This window comes from Helicobacter sp. 10-6591 (genome assembly GCF_003288805.1).
Taxonomy (GTDB): Bacteria; Campylobacterota; Campylobacteria; order Campylobacterales; family Helicobacteraceae; genus Helicobacter_F.
In genome coordinates this window covers 15,595-31,283 of the sequence record NZ_NHYK01000010.1, presented here as the reverse complement: position 1 = coordinate 31,283, position 15,689 = coordinate 15,595, and the positions used below count along the sequence as shown (strand labels likewise).

General features: G+C 36.8%; 13 protein-coding genes. 7 read left to right on the top strand and 6 right to left on the bottom strand.

The window, feature by feature from the left end; all coding sequences use genetic code 11:
• Positions 1 to 23: 23 nt before the first annotated feature.
• Positions 24 to 1,004, bottom strand: coding sequence for a phenylalanine--tRNA ligase subunit alpha (locus tag CCY97_RS04525; RefSeq protein ID WP_258456983.1), 981 nt, complete (start codon positions 1,002 to 1,004; stop codon positions 24 to 26).
• Positions 1,005 to 1,202: 198 nt separating this feature from the next.
• Here CCY97_RS04525 and CCY97_RS04520 point away from each other — a divergent pair, with 198 nt between their 5' ends.
• Positions 1,203 to 3,026, top strand: coding sequence for a tetratricopeptide repeat protein (locus tag CCY97_RS04520; protein ID WP_112064299.1), 1,824 nt, complete (start codon positions 1,203 to 1,205; stop codon positions 3,024 to 3,026).
• Positions 3,027 to 3,149: 123 nt separating this feature from the next.
• Here CCY97_RS04520 and CCY97_RS08255 read toward each other — a convergent pair whose 3' ends face one another.
• Both CCY97_RS08255 and CCY97_RS04515 read right to left on the bottom strand, forming a co-directional pair.
• Positions 3,150 to 3,290 (bottom strand): hypothetical protein, encoded by a 141-nt coding sequence (locus tag CCY97_RS08255; RefSeq protein WP_181562824.1) that lies wholly within the window; start codon positions 3,288 to 3,290, stop codon positions 3,150 to 3,152.
• Positions 3,291 to 3,313: 23 nt separating this feature from the next.
• Positions 3,314 to 3,688 (bottom strand): hypothetical protein, encoded by a 375-nt coding sequence (locus tag CCY97_RS04515; protein ID WP_146744503.1) that lies wholly within the window; start codon positions 3,686 to 3,688, stop codon positions 3,314 to 3,316.
• A gap of 551 nt (positions 3,689 to 4,239) precedes the next feature.
• Here CCY97_RS04515 and CCY97_RS04510 point away from each other — a divergent pair.
• The 4 genes from CCY97_RS04510 to CCY97_RS04495 all read left to right on the top strand — a co-directional run bounded on the left by CCY97_RS04510 (position 4,240) and on the right by CCY97_RS04495 (position 7,494).
• Positions 4,240 to 5,070, top strand: a complete 831-nt coding sequence (locus tag CCY97_RS04510; RefSeq protein WP_112064297.1) for a carbon-nitrogen hydrolase family protein — start codon at positions 4,240 to 4,242, stop codon at positions 5,068 to 5,070.
• Positions 5,071 to 5,094: 24 nt separating this feature from the next.
• Positions 5,095 to 5,976 carry a polysaccharide deacetylase gene (locus CCY97_RS04505; RefSeq protein WP_011989934.1) on the top strand — a complete coding sequence of 294 codons (882 nt, stop codon included), beginning with the start codon at positions 5,095 to 5,097 and terminating at the stop codon, positions 5,974 to 5,976.
• Between the two features lie 128 nt (positions 5,977 to 6,104).
• Positions 6,105 to 6,434: a hypothetical protein gene (locus tag CCY97_RS04500; RefSeq protein ID WP_011989935.1), complete on the top strand. Its 330-nt coding sequence runs from the start codon at positions 6,105 to 6,107 to the stop codon at positions 6,432 to 6,434.
• Positions 6,427 to 7,494: a GTP-binding protein gene (locus tag CCY97_RS04495; protein WP_112064296.1), complete on the top strand. Its 1,068-nt coding sequence runs from the start codon at positions 6,427 to 6,429 to the stop codon at positions 7,492 to 7,494. Before CCY97_RS04500 ends, CCY97_RS04495 begins: the two co-directional genes overlap by 8 nt.
• Positions 7,495 to 8,742: 1,248 nt before the next feature.
• On the opposite strand, the gene CCY97_RS04485 is transcribed toward CCY97_RS04495, so the two are convergent.
• Positions 8,743 to 10,203 (bottom strand): NCS1 family transporter, encoded by a 1,461-nt coding sequence (locus CCY97_RS04485; RefSeq protein ID WP_112064294.1) that lies wholly within the window; start codon positions 10,201 to 10,203, stop codon positions 8,743 to 8,745.
• A gap of 683 nt (positions 10,204 to 10,886) precedes the next feature.
• Between CCY97_RS04485 and CCY97_RS04480 the strand changes: the two genes are divergently transcribed.
• Together CCY97_RS04480 and CCY97_RS04475 are read left to right on the top strand one after the other, a co-directional pair.
• Complete coding sequence (locus CCY97_RS04480; RefSeq protein ID WP_112064293.1) at positions 10,887 to 11,087, top strand: hypothetical protein; 201 nt, start codon at positions 10,887 to 10,889, stop codon at positions 11,085 to 11,087.
• On the top strand, positions 11,074 to 11,325 hold the full coding sequence (locus CCY97_RS04475; RefSeq protein ID WP_112064292.1) for a hypothetical protein: 252 nt from the start codon (positions 11,074 to 11,076) through the stop codon (positions 11,323 to 11,325). Before CCY97_RS04480 ends, CCY97_RS04475 begins: the two co-directional genes overlap by 14 nt.
• 139 nt (positions 11,326 to 11,464) lie before the next feature.
• Here CCY97_RS04475 and purF read toward each other — a convergent pair whose 3' ends face one another.
• The gene (gene purF, locus CCY97_RS04470) at positions 11,465 to 12,877 is read right to left on the bottom strand and encodes an amidophosphoribosyltransferase (protein WP_112064291.1); all 1,413 of its coding nucleotides are present in this window, start codon (positions 12,875 to 12,877) and stop codon (positions 11,465 to 11,467) included.
• Positions 12,878 to 12,936: 59 nt separating this feature from the next.
• Positions 12,937 to 15,675, bottom strand: coding sequence for a RecB-like helicase (locus CCY97_RS04465; RefSeq protein WP_181562823.1), 2,739 nt, complete (start codon positions 15,673 to 15,675; stop codon positions 12,937 to 12,939).
• Positions 15,676 to 15,689 lie beyond the last annotated feature (14 nt).

Genomic DNA, 15,689 nt, shown 5'->3' with positions numbered 1-15,689 from the left:
CCTAAGAAATTGCTTGCTTGATTTTAAAACTGCTCTAACACACGCAAATCACTCTCATAAAAACTTCGCAAATCACTCACCCTATGAATAAGCATAGCAAAGCGCTCAACCCCAAGTCCAAAAGCATAGCCACTCACATCCTTATACTCTACAGCTTTAAACACATTCTCATCTACCACCCCACAGCCTAAAACTTCAAGCCAACCTGTATGGGAGCATACCCTACAACCATCGCCTTTACAAAACACACAGCTTATATCCACTTCTGCACTTGGCTCTGTGAAAGGAAAAAAGCTCGAGCGAAAGCGCACCTTCACATCGCCAAACATATAACGCAAAAAATCCTCTAGAATATATTTGAGGTGGGCAAAGCTTACCTTGCCTGTTTTATCTACCACCAAACCTTCGACTTGATGAAACATCGGTGAATGCGTTAGGTCATAGTCTCGTCTAAAAACTGCGCCCGGAGCAATGATGCGGATAGGCAAATGCGAATCTTGCATTGTGCGAATCTGCACAGGAGAAGTATGGGTGCGTAAAAGCATGGAATCTTTGAAGTAGAATGTATCTTGCATATCCCGAGCTGGATGGAATTTAGGGAGATTGAGCGCTTCAAAATTATGAAAGTCATCCTCTACCAAAGGACCTGTTTGGATTGAAAAATTCAGCGAGACAAAATACTCAATAATCTTTTCCAAAATCTGATTGATTGGATGTCCTAAACTCTTAGGCTTTAGTCTATGAAACAGTGAGGTATCGATATATTCTGATTCTAATTTCTCGCAAAGTTCAGTAAGCTGCAGTTTGTCCTTAAGTGTATGCAAACGAGATTCAAAATCTTCTCTGATAGTATTGAGCTCTTTGGCTACTTCTTTTTTCTCTTCTGTCGCAAGATTTTTTAGTTCTGCAAAAAGCAAGCTCAAAGCGCCTTTTTTGCCTACTATACCAACGCGCAAATTTTCCAAATCTTTCAAACTGCCTACATCTGCAAACCCAGAATCTATCTTTTTGCGTATTTCTTGTAACCGTTCTAACACAACAAACCCTATCTCTATGAAAGTTCTATCGCGGGGATTTTAGCACAAATTCCCATCTCCAAAACCTCTTAGAATCCCCATAAATATGTCGAAAATAGATCAAATTGGAGTGGATTTTGCTTTTCACTTTGTTTAAAGCGAAATAAATACCAAAGGCTTATTTTTATGCAAGGTTCAGAGATAAACGAGATTGTAAATAAAAGAAAGCTTTGCCAGGAAGCATTTGTAGCAAAAAACTACAGCGAATGCATAGGTCTATGTATAGAAATCCTAACCCTCGAGCCCACAGATGTACAAACTTGGAATCTCGCTGGTTTTATCATGATAGAGCGCAAAGATTTTAAGCGAGCTATCGAATATTTCAGCGAAGGACTAAATTTCGCCAAGACGCAACTCACCCTTCTGCAAGATGAGCTAAGCACACAAGATTCTCATACAAGCTCCACCGCCCTATCCCAAGCATTTAGCACGATGTGGAATCTCTGCGCAGGGATATGGATAAATCTCGCCGAAGCCTACAGACGCCACAAACTCCCTCAAGAATCAATCAAGCTCTTACAAGAGGCTTTACAGTCCCTACCACTTTTGCGCGAAAACGCCACCTTCCACTTTAATCTTGCAAAAGCCTACATAGACGCGGAAGACCCCCTAAACTCCATCAAGCATTACACGATAGCAATCAAACTCGACCCAACCGATCTAGGCGCAATGTATAATCTCGCCAATGCGCACGTGAGACTAGAGAATTTCCCTCAAGCCATAGAGCTCTACCAAAAAGCCTACCAAAAAGGATTCTTAAAAGCCGGCATAAACCTTGCCAATACCTACATAAAGCTCGGATATTTCTCGCAAGCGCTCAAAATCTTTACAGAGATAGAACCACATTTCCTCCAAGACAGCGTGTTTATGTTTAATTACGCAAACGCTCTGAACTACACAAATGCCAATTTTGCAACAACACAAGAATACTACTTGCGAGCGCTAAAGCTAGATTCCACCCGAGCAGATTTTTATCTTAACTACGCACATTTCTTGCTTAAACACAAAGAGTTCGCACAAGGCTTCAGGGTTTACGAATCAAGAAAGAAATTTGACAATATGCTCCCCATAACCCTCCCTAACCTCTGGCATAAAGACAAAGAAGATACGCTAGCTTTCAAAGACAAAGTAGTATGTGTACATTATGAGCAGGGATTTGGTGATTGTATTATGTTTGCTCGATTCTTAGTGCCACTGCAGCAAATCGCAAAAGAAATAGTTTTCATCATACAAGAGCCACTCAAGAAGCTTTTTGAAGATATTTTCGCTAGCCAAAACATGAGAATCTGTACAAATCTTATGCAGTCAGATTTCACTCATATTGACATAAGCATATCTTTACTTTCTTTACCGCTAGCACTTGGTATTGGCACCAAAGAGCAGATACTAAAAAATGAGCAATACCTCGCTTACACAAGTATGCTCAAGCGCGCACTTATCAAAGGCAGTGCCGATGAGATATATGGCATAAAGCCCAGCACGCTAAAGATAGGTGTATGCTTCCAGAGTGATTCAAACTTCCATGAAGTCAGTCTCAAGAATATTCCACCAGAGCCACTCTTTGCCATGCTACGCTCACTTTTTCCCGATAGCCAAAAGACTGAGCTCTACTCTCTTACTTTCAGCGGTATAGACTCTAAGCTGTGTGAGGAACTCGAGATTCTTGATTGCCAAGCACAGATGCAAGATTTTTTCCAGACAAGAAAGCTTATAGAAAAGCTTGATTTGGTTATCAGTATAGATACCGCCATAGCTCACCTTAGTGCATCGATAGGCAAGAGCACGCTAACGCTTCTTAGCAAGCGCTACGATTGGCGTTATGAGAATGGCATAAACACATCCTGGTATAGCAATATGTTATGTTTCACCCAAAGCGAGCTTAACAAATGGGAATATGTATTGGCAAATCTCAAGTCCTACCTGGCGGGAATCTACAAAGAATATATCTGAGTCTTTTTAGACTAGTTTATTTTCTTAAAAAAGCAGCTTTATAGTCATGGGATTAAACTTATAGATCCCTTTGCTAGCTTGCACATGGATTGCTTCATGTGGATTGTTATACTCGAAGCTATTTTAGCTTTGAGTACCAATGACCCCAATGGGGTCATTGATAAAAGTCTCTATAGTACTAGCACTTAAATACACTGCATTGTCGTTACTTGCCTTTATCAAGCCAGAGTTTTCAAAGCTTGTGATAGTTGTGTTGTAAAACATTAAAGCTGGATCTTTGTCTGCCTTTATAGTCCCCTCATTGATAAAAGTCCAATACTTCCATCATAGCCATTCTGTCCATTTCTCTCAATCTTTATTGCAACCGCATTTCCAGTCGCTGAAACCGCGATTCCACTATGAGAACGTAAAAAAAGTATTCGCCTCTCAAAAGGATTAAGATTGTAAGATTGTGGCAATGTAAGTGTTTGTAGCTGGATATTATGGATTGTTACTTCTAAAGTTTCTAAAATTTCCTTTAAAGCCTGTGGAATCTCACTCAACGCCCAAAATGATAAGATATTGAAAGCATAAAGACTTTGCAAAGCCTCTAATTTTTCTAAAAGCTTAGAGGCTTCAACCAAAGAAAAAGCAATAATTTTTTGCGCTTCATACACTACCACACTAAGTGTGCAATAGGAGTCCAAAAGAATCAAGCAAGTTTTAGCATCATGAGAAAATGGGTATAGAAAAATCGGATGACTCAGATAAATGTCGGCATTTTTTACATAAGCTTTTAAAAGTTCTTTTATCTAGCAATATGCAATGATAATCCCTGCCATTTTGCGCTAAAGAGTAATGTAAAAAATATTCTTTAGTACTTGGCAAATTAAGAAGCACACAAATCCTATGCTCTAAAAAATCCACAAGTAACTCGCCATATTCTTGCGATTCTTTAAACGCTTCATCTTATTAAAAATACAAAAACCTTTAATAATGTTTTTGGAATGTTTATTTTAGGGTTTTTAGCAATACTAATCATAAACACGATGTATTACGATTTGTGCATTCTTCAAAAAATAGGCTTTATAGAGAATCTATCCTTATAAAGTGAATTTAAAATTTACAACTATTACAAAAAGTAACTATTTGATATTGTTAAGTTTAAGAAACGAAACAATTTCATAAGTTTTTAGCTATTGTATCCCAATGATTAAAAGGTTAAAGGCAAAAAATGCGAAATCTAAAGGTAGCTCTTATTCAGATGAATCCAAAACCATACGAGCTTGAATATAACCTTAATTTATTCTTAAGCATAGCCACCAAGGCAATAGAACAAGATGCCAAGCTTATAGTTTTGCCAGAGCTTTTTGACAGTGGATATAGTGTGGATGAGAAGGATTTTGCTATGGATTTTAGCAAGATAAATGAAAATGAGACCTTGCAAACTCTAAGTGCTTTTGCTAAAAAAAATAAGATTCACATTATTGCTTGTAGTATAGAAAAAGACGAGGATAAGTTGTATGACACTGCTTATATCATTGACTCAAAAGGCACATTTATAGGCAAACAAAGAAAAATGTATCTTTGGGGTGGCGAGAAACAAAGGTTTTCAGAGGGCGAGAAACAAGAGGTTTTTGAGCTTGATTTTGACGAGTTTAGAGCCAAAATTGGCGTTGGGATTTGCTATGAAATCGGCTTTAGCGAAGTAGCAAGGACACTAGCCTTAAAAGGAGCTGAGATTTTAATTTACCCTAGTGCATTTGGTAAAGCTCGTGCTTATGTGTGGGATCTTGCCAGCAGAGCTAGAGCACTAGAAAATGGTTGCTATATCCTAGCATGCAATAGAAGCGGAGAGGAGATACATAGAATTACTAAAGAGCAATTCCAATTCGCTGGGTGTAGCAGAGTGATAGACCCCAAAGGCGAAGTTATAGCACAAGTCAAAAGCGAGAATGAATGCCTAATCGCCACGATTGATATAGATCAAATATACAAACAAAGAGAGGCATTGCCTTATCTTAAAGACATTCATACAAAGCTTAGCAAAGGAGCTATGCTTTAATTAATTTAACAAAAGGAGAATAAAATGGCAAAAGAAATTTTAGTTGCTTATGGCGTGGATATTGATGCAGTAGCGGGTTGGCTAGGAAGTTATGGGGGAGAGGATTCGCCTGATGATATTTCAAGAGGACTTTTTGCAGGTGAGGTTGGCATACCAAGATTGTTAAAGCTTTTTAAGAAATACAATATACCTGCGACTTGGTTTTCGCCGGGGCATTCCATAGAGACCTTTCCAAGAGAGATGGAAATGATAGTTGAGGCAGGACACGAAATCGGTGTGCATGGCTATTCGCATGAAAACCCTATAGCTATGAGTGCCAAGCAAGAAGAAGATGTGTTGCTAAAATGTATAGAGCTGATAGAGAAAATCAGTGGCAAAAGACCTACGGGCTATGTGGCTCCTTGGTGGGAATTTTCTAATATCACTAACGAGCTTTTACTCAAGCACGGCATTAAATACGACCATTCTTTAATGCATAATGATTTTAGTCCTTATTATGTGCGTGTGGGGGATAAATGGACTAAGATTGATTACAGCAAGGAGGCAAAAGACTGGATGAAGCCTCTGGTGCGTGGGGAGGAGACGGATTTGGTTGAAATTCCTGCGAATTGGTATTTAGATGACCTACCTCCTATGATGTTTATCAAAAAATCCCCCAATAGCTTTGGCTTTGTTTCGCCAAGGGATATAGAGCAGATGTGGATAGACCAATTTGACTGGGTGTATAGGGAAAATGACTATGCGGTCTTTACTATGACCATACATCCTGATGTAAGCGGACGTCCTCAGGTCTTGTTAATGCATGAAAGAATTATCGAGCATATCAATAAGCATTCAGGTGTGAAATGGGTGGATTTTAATACCGTAGCCGATGATTTTCTAAAACGCTATCCAAGAAAGAAATGAAGAATGCTTGTTTTTAAACAAGACAAACCTAGCCAATTTGGCTGGGTTTTAGGATAATTTTAAATTTTTTAACTAGGCTTTATTTTAAAAAAAAGCTAAGGCTTAAGAGTGAATTCTAAGGAGTATAAATGTGTGTGCTGTGTGGAGAAATGGTAAGTTCCTTTCACTGGAGTGATATAAGCTTTAAAGAGCAAAACGAGCTTATAAGCGTAGGAGAACAGCAAAAAGAACGGCTACAAGCAAGATTAAAAAAAGTAAAGATTCTTAATCAAATTCTAAGCTTTTACCGCCTGAATTTAAAAGAATGGCAGGGTAGCAAATATATCTTAAGCAATCTTAGAGGAGGAAGCATTATAGTCAATGACTTGGGCGATTTGTGGGCTAAGGTTTATGAGCTTGAAAAAATTAGTCCCGATACCCTAGATATCAAACTTCTTCATTTTTTACACCATGGCTAAGATAGCCATACATATCATCACAGGCTTTTTAGGCAGCGGAAAGACTACCTTTTTACAGGAATTTTTAGAGCAAAAAGGCGGTAAAAATATAGCTCTCATAGTCAATGAACTAGGAGAAGTAGCCCTCGATAATGAACTCATTCAAACTCAATTTGTCAAAGAAACCCTTGTACTAAATGCAGGTTGTATGTGCTGTAATAAAAGAGAGGATTTAAGTCAAAAATGCAAAGAAGTGCTAGATGGTTATGAAAAAAGCGGCAAAAAATTAGAACGTATACTTATAGAAACTACAGGACTGGCAAATCCAGCCCCCATAGTTTTTACTCTGCTTAGTGATGCTTTTTTGGCAAATCATTTTTACTTAGCTAATATCATTACCTGCGTAGATGCCTTGGATGGACTTAAGCATTTAGAGCAAAATGCTGAGGCTCGTAGTCAAATCATAAGTGCGGATTATGTGGTAATAACAAAGACTGATTTACACAAAGACACGCAAAAATTAAGAGAAAAAATATTCTGCATTCATCAAGGGGTGGGTATAGTGGCTAAGGAAGACTTTAATTTTAACAAGCTTTTTTCTTTAAAGAGAATGGAAGAATTTTCAGGGCAAAAATTCCCACAAAATAGCACTCCAACAAACTTGCATCAAGCCCATCAAAACAGTGTTAATTCTCTTTGTCTGTGCTTTGATAAACCCTTAGATTGGAGTGTGTTTGGGATATGGCTGAGTATGCTTTTGTATGCTTATGGGGATAAAATTTTAAGAGTAAAGGGTCTTTTGGATGTGGACGAGGATTATCTAGTCAATATCAACGGCGTAGGGCATATCATCTATCCACCTACACATACGAAAATCTCTTCAAGGCGGGATTTAGATATTAGGCAAGATTTAAGAATAAAACAAAGTCCAGCTTTATCAGGTGGAAAAGATGAGTCTGGTTTGACAGATCAAAATAAAACTTATTTAGCTAGGCAAAGCAGACTGGTTTTTATTGCTAAGAATTTAGACCTTAAAAATGTGGAGTATTCTTTACGAGCCTTTTTAAAGCTTAAAATTTAAAAAAGCTAAGCTTTAGATTTGGATTTGAAGTTGAATTACTTTTTCTAAAAAGTTGTGAAAATTTTTTACTAGTTCCTTTAAAGCTCTAAAGGTCTTTAGCTAATAGGGTTGTTTTAAAGCTAAATTTTAAGGTATTTAAGAAATTTTTGCGAATTCAAAGCTAAATTGTTTGTAATTTTGCCCTTAAAAATCATAAATATCACTATCTCAAATCACTACATCCGTTCTCATTGGCTTTAAAACTTAAATTTTGATTTTCCTTACAAATCATATTGGAATCAAATTCTTTCAAAATCTCACCGAGTCCGCAAAAATGCTTTTTTGTATTTTTAAATAAACTCACTTTTATTCTTCTTTACTTGTTTTTAATAGATGAAATATTAATAAACTATTAAAATTTTTTATCTTGTTAAAATAAGTATAGTGATTAAGAACTTGCCAGTCTTGCAAAAAAACCTTGAAGCAAGTGATTAATTTCTCAGTAGGAGTAAATCCTATTTTGCGACAGGGAGTTATACTTCTTTGATCCATTTAAAGTCTCCTGTCTCACTTGCGTAGCTATTGACATATCTGACTTTTACTTGTAAAAATGAAGCAAGTTGTCTCTTTTTTAAAACCTCACAAAAACGAGACTTTAAAAACCAACCTATCCGTAGCCGAAAATTTTAATTTTGTTTTGGATGAAAACACATAAAAAAATTTTTAAAGTATTGAAATAAGTATTTTTTGAGTTTGTAAGATCTTTGATTTGACCTTATCTAAAATGCTAAAAAATCTTAAAATTCATCAGTGTATGGAATTTTAGGAATTGAAATTTCTCTTTTATTTGCCTTTTAAAGAGCGTTTAATCGCTTTTTAAAACAAACAGACTTATAGATTTTGGGATTTTTATGCTTTAAATTGAGAAAAAATCATTTTTATAGCTTTGAAAAATCTGTTATTTGGGAATTTTTCCAAAATTATTTAGAGATAATTACTTGTTTTTTAAAAATATTGTTTATAAGATTAAATTTCGTATTCTTTAAGAATATCTTTACTTTGTTTTTAAAAAAGTTTAGAAAGCTAAAGATTTCATTAAATTTGAAGTTCATTTGCCTCTAAACGATGAAAGTGATTTATTTAAAATTTAATTTTAGTTTTAAATTTACAAGCTTTTGGAAGTTGAAAAATATAGGATTAGCAAAAAGGAGATGAAATTCAAGTATGTTTAAAAAAAGTCTAAAGCTTAAGCTTTAGACTTTTCTACTCTTATCTATCTTCTCTAGCAACTACGACTAGGTCTTTGCTAGCTACTCTTTTAAAGTTTTCATTTTCATAGACCCAGTTCATATCCGCACTAGTACCTAAAAAATCATCGCTTAAATTTTCTAGTTCTACCTGTGGATATTTTGGCAAAATCCAAGTTTTCATCACAAATAAATACACCACAAAACCAACCGCAAAGCCCACTAGATAAGAAATCGAAGGCAGAGCTATGGCGACCACTCCTGCCACAGCCCACGCTATAAGTCCTGCCCAGTTAAAACCCTTAGCAAAGACAAATTGTCCTTCATAGCTGTAAAGATGAGGTACATTGAGTCTTCTTTTGCGTAAGACATAATAATCAGCCACTATTATCCCTCCTATGCCTGAAAGCACTGCTCCGTAATAGCCTAAAAAGATAAAAAGATTATCTAAAATCAGCCAAGGCATAATGATAGTACCTGCTATGCCAGAAATTACCACAGCGGTAAAGTAGTGTAGTTTAGGTGCACCTGCATTGATAAAGGCAAGGGCTGCGGGGACGAGATTTGCCGGAGCATTAGTGCTCCACTGCGATAAAATTACCATCACAAGAAGAACGACCATAGTAAAGCCTGTACCGTTATTTTGTATCACTTCAATGGGATTCCAAATTCCAGTTGCTATAAAAGAAATCGCCCCGATAGCCCCTATCCAAGCCTGAGTCATAGGCAAGGCTATAAGCTGGGCTATGAAGACATTTTTATTGCGTTTGAAGAAATTCTTCTCTCCGCTTGGGGTCTTTAGAAAGCGGGTGAGATTAGGTATATCGATAGCTAAAGCCGACCAAAAGGACATATTCGCAAAGAAAAATACAAGCAGATTGATATTATCCGTGCCTGCAAAGCTCCAGATATTTATGCCCTTAGTCTGTGCCATCACATCAAGAGTAAAATACATCCATACCGTTACGGCGATAATGCAAGGTGCGGCTATGGAGGTAATAAGTTCGATCGTGCGTATGCCCATGCCTGTGCTAATGATTTGCACAGCGGCAAAGATAATATACCAAATGAACCAATTATTAAAGCCAAAGAGATATTCAGAAATGCCATTTAAGGCAAGGGCACCAAGATAGGTTTGTATCCCAAACCAAATGGAAGCTCCAATGCCCCTAGCGATGGAGGGCAAATGTGTGCCTCTTATGCCAAAAGGAGCACGCAAATACACAGAAAAAGACAGCCCATGCTCAGTGCCAATGTCCGCTACTAAAACCATCACAATAGCGATGGCAACATTTGCCAAAAAGATAAGCCCTATAACTTCCCAAAGTGCAAGAGATTTTATGCCTGTTTCACCCAAAGAAAAGGTGGCGATAATCACAGCCATACTAATCCACATCCAAATGAAAGTAAGGAAACCTATGGTTCGCTGGTTGTTCAACACTGGGAGTATGGCTTCTTCTAGGAGATGATTTTTTTCATTCATGGTTAATCCTTAAAAAATGCTTTTGTTATATTATTAACACGAAATGAAATAATAAATTTTTATTTTTGCAGTTAACTTGAATTTAAATGAAAATATGCTACTAATTTACTCAAATGGGATTTAGCTTACTAAAATCAAATGAGATTAAACCCAGAGTCCAAGCTAGGTCAGGTTAAATTATGCCAAAGCAACGCACAGGAAAGCCCGGAAAACTTTTAAATTTAGGCACTCCTATAAAAATCACTCCACATTTAGCGGGTAGTTCAGTTAAATTTTTTAAGCAGTTCTACTTGGAATTTATTCGCATCTAGCGCAAATTTTTCTGCATATAAAAAGCCTTTTTCTAGCACATCCTTACTCGCATCCGTATCCATAGTTTCGTGCCCTACATCTAAAACCCTTAAGTTCTATTTTGCCGTGTTCTTCTTCAAATTCTAAAATATCTTTAGCGCTTAAAACAAAGTCATTATTTTTTTGGACTTATTTTTCTTTGTTTATCATATGCAGTATAAATTCCCTAAGACCAACACAAGCTAAATTTTTCTTTGAAATCAATATTTCTATGGAAAATTCTCTTGTAGATAAAACCTAAGAACGGCTTAGGTGAAACAAAAATTAGCACCTCTTAAGCAACATTTTACATAATTGTTCTTTCAAGGAATCACAACTATAGTTTCCTCATAATGAAAGCTTTTGCCCTATTAGAATTTCTAGTATTTTTAGCCGTGTTAAGCATTGTGATTGTCGCGATGGCTTCTAGTATTTCTTTTAAACAGCCCAAGCGAAACGCACCATTAAATATCACTTTATGCTCTACCTTAAGCACACATTGCATTTTAGATTCTAAGATTCCACAAACGCATTATTATTTTGAAGTCAAATAAACCATCTTTTACACTCTTTGAAGTAGTCTTAGTGCCAGGATTGCTTGGAATCTTTGGCGCATTTAGTGGGCAGTTGCTTCTTGGGATTTATCAAAATTACGCGCATGAACGTGATAACTCTAACGCGCAATTTAGAGTGCAAATAGCATTACTCCAAATTAAACGCATTTTAGAATCAGCGTATTTACAAAGCCTACAACTTAGCACAAACACAGCTTCATTTTTTCTGTCTTCATAACATTCTCCTTACAAATATATATTTCAACAATATGTATTGCGTAAAGGATATATATAAAGCAGTTGTTCTCAAAAAAGCAAGAAATTTATAAAGACGTGTAGAAAAAAATATAAGGAGAAAGATTGACTTACAAAATTCATCAATAACACCAACCCTTGTTTTTTAGAACAAAATTGTCTATATATCTTCCATCAAAACATGCCTTGCAAAACATTTGTTCTTGACCAATGCTCTTTAGCATCCCATTTATTGAAAGAAAACCCAAAAAATCTGCACCAATGTATTCTCGTACTTCATTTTGATTCTTGTTTGCGCAAATAAGCTGGCTTATATCTGGTGTATCTACACCATAAAAACAAGGTGATATTGTAGGGGGTGCTGAGATGAGCATATAAATCTTTCTGGCACCTGCTTTACGCAAAATCTGCACAATCTGCTTGCTCGTAGTCCCTCGCACTACAGAATCATCTATCACGATAATATCTTTGCCTTTTATGAGACTAGCGATTGGATTAAGCTTCAGACGCACTTTAAGCTCGCGTGTCTGCTGTGTGGGTTCAATAAATGTCCTGCCTACATAATGGTTACGGATAATGCCTAGTTCAAAGTCAACGCCACTTTCTTTTGAGTAACCAAGCGCTGCTGCTACACCAGAATCTGGAACAGGCACTACCATATCTGCTTTTAACTTGTATTCTTTTGCAAGCTCTATACCCATATTTTTGCGCACTTCATAGACATTCTTACCATAAATCTGACTATCAGGACGCGCAAAATACACGTATTCAAAGATACAAGGCGCCAGTTTTGACTCAAAGATTTGGATGCTTTTTGGTTCGCAATTTGAAAGAGGCGTATAAGCGCCTTCAAAAATTAGCATCTCCCCTGCTCTCACATCGCGTATAAACTCCGCACCTATCAAATCAAATGCACAAGTCTCACTGGCTACGATATAACCTATTGAGCCATCTTCATTGGTAATCTTGCCAAGACTTAATGGACGCAATCCATACCTATCGCGCACGACAAACATCTTACTTCGTGAAAGAAACAAAAAACAATATGCTCCATCGACAAACTCCAGCGCATCAATAATCCTGTCTACAAGCCTACTCTTTTGCGAATGTGCTATAAGATGTATGAGATTTTCTGTATCAAGATGGCTTTGGAAAATAGCACCTTTTTTGATGAGATCTTGGCGTAAAGATTTGGCATTTGTGAGGTTGCCATTATGCACAATCGCAATTTCGCCTAAAGAATAACGTGCAAACAAAGGTTGCGAGTCGTTTGCGGAATCTTCACCAGCAGTAGAATAGCGATTATGTCCTATGCTCGAATAGCCCTCTAACTTTAAGAGTTTGTCTTTGTCAAAAACCTTTGTGACAAGTCCATTACCTTTGATTGTGGCTATTTTTACACCATTTGCTGTACTTATACCACTTGCTTCTTGCCCTCTATGCTGCATAGCAAATAATGCGTAATAGCTTAAAAACGCAGAATGCTTGACATTATATACACCAACTACAGCGCATTCCTCATTCCACTCTTTCACAATATCCCCTCATCTGTTGGATTTGATACAGTCTGGATTCTATAAAAATAAATCTGATTCTATAAGTTGACTTGCACACAGATCTGCTCACTGTTTGGGTAGATCAAATAGCCAAAAGTCTTTTTGGTAAAAAGATTTTGTACAAATTTCATATAGCCTTGCACCTGCTGTTGGTGCTGCTTTTTATCCAAAGATGTACTTTTATAATCCAGCACATAGCAGCAAGCATCGCTTACAATAAGCGTATCGATTCTAAACATCTCGCCATTTAAGAGAAAAGAGACTTCTGTATACACGCTACCTTGTGCTAAAAGCGCTTGGAACTCACTACTTTGGCTTGCTCTATCAAAAGTCTTTTTTACAGAATCTCGCTGTGTCTTATTCAGGATAAAACCATAGAGATTCTCTAAGATTGACTCTAGTTCTACAGACTTTTCTTTAGCGTGCAAAAAATACTCAAAGCAAGTATGCAGTGCCTTCCCATAAGTAATTGCACTCAAAGAAAAACTATCAAATCCTGGCTCTACATGCTCATCCTGTATAAAGTCTTTTTGTACTCCGAGTTTTGGCAAACGGATACAGATACTGCTTTCTTGTAATTTATCCTGGGGCTGCTGGCTTGGTGTGGTGCATTCTTGTAATTGCCCAAACTCTTGGGTATGTAGTCTTAAAGATTCAAAGCGGGATTTTTCTTTTTTCTTAAGAACAATGAGACTCTTTCTTGCCCTTGTGAAAGCGACATAGAGACGATTTAATTCTTCATTTTGTTCTAATTCTTGCATTTGGCGCTTTGCTCTTGCGTAAGATATGTCTACATTTTCTCGCCCTGCAATGTTGTAATAAACCTTTACACAATCAACCCCATCATATTCATAGATGAATTTTGGCTGGGTGTTTCGTTTTTGCTGGAAATTATCACAGACTATCAAATGCTCAAACTCTAAGCCCTTAGATTTATGGATAGTCATGATCTTCACTCCGCTAAGGTTTTGTACCGGTGTAGGAATCTGAAGCTTTGTGTATTCTTGTAAGAATGTCTCAAGGCTTTCAAACTTGCATACACATTCTAAAAACTTTGCGCTCAAAACCCCACCAATCTCAAGAGATTCTATAAGCATAAACACATATCTTGCTAAGTCCCCATCAAACTTGGGCAACTCTAAAACAGAAGTACTTAGTAGGCCTAATTGCTTCTTGGCATTAAGCAAAAAGAGTGTGTTGTTTGTATGGGTGAAGTGCAAGAGATTTATAAGGACATTGCAAGGAAAGCGTGCAAAAAAATTGCTGCTTGATTCTGTGACAAGCTTGAAAGTACGTTTTTGTGATTTAATAAAATCGCTTAGGGCTTGCACTTCATTGTTTTTGGACAACAAAATTGCGATTTTATCGCTTGGTATATTCGAGTCTATAAGCTCACACAGCGTCATATAGACTTCTTCAAATGTACCATTGACTTCGCGTACACTCACATAACCTTTATTATAAAGACTGTTATCTGGGAGCTTTTGTGGCTTATAATCCTCATATTGTGGCGCAAAAGTTTTGTTAATAAATTCTACTATGTTACCCTCAGATCGATAGTTGTACGGCAAATTGTCACTTTTTAACGACTTGGCTGCCTCCTCAAACACACTTGCAAAGCCACCTCTAAAGCTATAGATGCTTTGCTTCTTGTCACCTACGATAAATACGCTTCTCTCGCCTATACGTCCATCTCCTCCACATACCTCATCAATGAGTGGTTTGAGAATCTTGTACTGCAATATGCTTGTATCTTGGAATTCATCAAGCAAGATATGCATAATCCTGTCATCGAGTCGGAAATAAAAAAAATCGCGATCGATGCTCTTGACTAAGAGCTCATGATTTTTTTCCGTAACATCATCAAAACGCAAAATGTTGTTTTGGCGCAAAATACGATTCTTAAAGTACTCATACTTTGCACTGTATTGTGTTATCTGCCCAAAAACCAATTCTTCTTTTGCCACTACAAATTCATACAAAAGCTGCTGTAGTTCGTGCTGTAAGGGGTGCAAAGATTCTAGATCTTTGGCAAATTTCTTCAAAAAACTATGCTCTTCAAACTCAAAAATCCATTTCTCTGTTAATAAAACTTGAGGTTTTGGTTCTTTTTGGAGGAGTTTTTGTACTCTGGGTGTGATATTTGGAATCTTTAAAATTTCTGTTTTAAGTAGGTGGAAATTCTTGGTAATTTGGTTGTTAATCTCTGTAATACTCTTTGTTTGTTTGTAGCAAAACACCTGCTTATTCAAAGATAGGAGTGCAAGAAAGCTTGAAAAACTCATATCAAGTGTATCTATAAATTTTACAAACTCTCTTTTGTCGCTTGCATCTAGAGAACCCAAAAAGAGTTCATAAATCTGTTCATCGCTATAATCTCCAATGATAAAGCTACTGCCTATACCTACATACCAACAAAACTTCCGCAAAATAGTGTAGAAAAAAGAATCGATGGTCGTGATTTTGAGGCTAGCAGTCGAAAATTCCTCATAGATTCTGTGGATATTTTGTGTAAGAAATTCTTTGCTTATACCATTTTTTTGCAATTCTTGAAAAAGAAAATTTTGCTCTAAATCTGATTGTGTACTGGCAGATAGCAATTCTCTCAGATTATTATGGATACGGGTTTTCATCTCATTTGCTGCTTTCTTAGTAAAGGTGAGAGTGAGAATCTCCCAAGCTTTGGCACCTTGACATAGCAGATAAATAAAACGCAGGGCTAAGGCAAAAGTCTTGCCACTTCCAGCACTTGCCTTAAGAGCTAAAAACTGCTCCATCATAACTCCCTTAA

Coding starts and splice junctions, on each gene's coding strand:
- CCY97_RS04485 (WP_112064294.1), bottom strand. CDS start 10,203: ATGAATGAAAAAAATCATCTCCTAGAAGAAGCCATACTCCCAGTGTTG.
- CCY97_RS04495 (WP_112064296.1), top strand. CDS start 6,427: ATGGCTAAGATAGCCATACATATCATCACAGGCTTTTTAGGCAGCGGA.
- CCY97_RS08255 (WP_181562824.1), bottom strand. CDS start 3,290: ATGTTTTACAACACAACTATCACAAGCTTTGAAAACTCTGGCTTGATA.
- CCY97_RS04520 (WP_112064299.1), top strand. CDS start 1,203: ATGCAAGGTTCAGAGATAAACGAGATTGTAAATAAAAGAAAGCTTTGC.
- CCY97_RS04510 (WP_112064297.1), top strand. CDS start 4,240: ATGCGAAATCTAAAGGTAGCTCTTATTCAGATGAATCCAAAACCATAC.
- CCY97_RS04480 (WP_112064293.1), top strand. CDS start 10,887: ATGAAAGCTTTTGCCCTATTAGAATTTCTAGTATTTTTAGCCGTGTTA.
- CCY97_RS04505 (WP_011989934.1), top strand. CDS start 5,095: ATGGCAAAAGAAATTTTAGTTGCTTATGGCGTGGATATTGATGCAGTA.
- CCY97_RS04500 (WP_011989935.1), top strand. CDS start 6,105: ATGTGTGTGCTGTGTGGAGAAATGGTAAGTTCCTTTCACTGGAGTGAT.
- CCY97_RS04465 (WP_181562823.1), bottom strand. CDS start 15,675: ATGGAGCAGTTTTTAGCTCTTAAGGCAAGTGCTGGAAGTGGCAAGACT.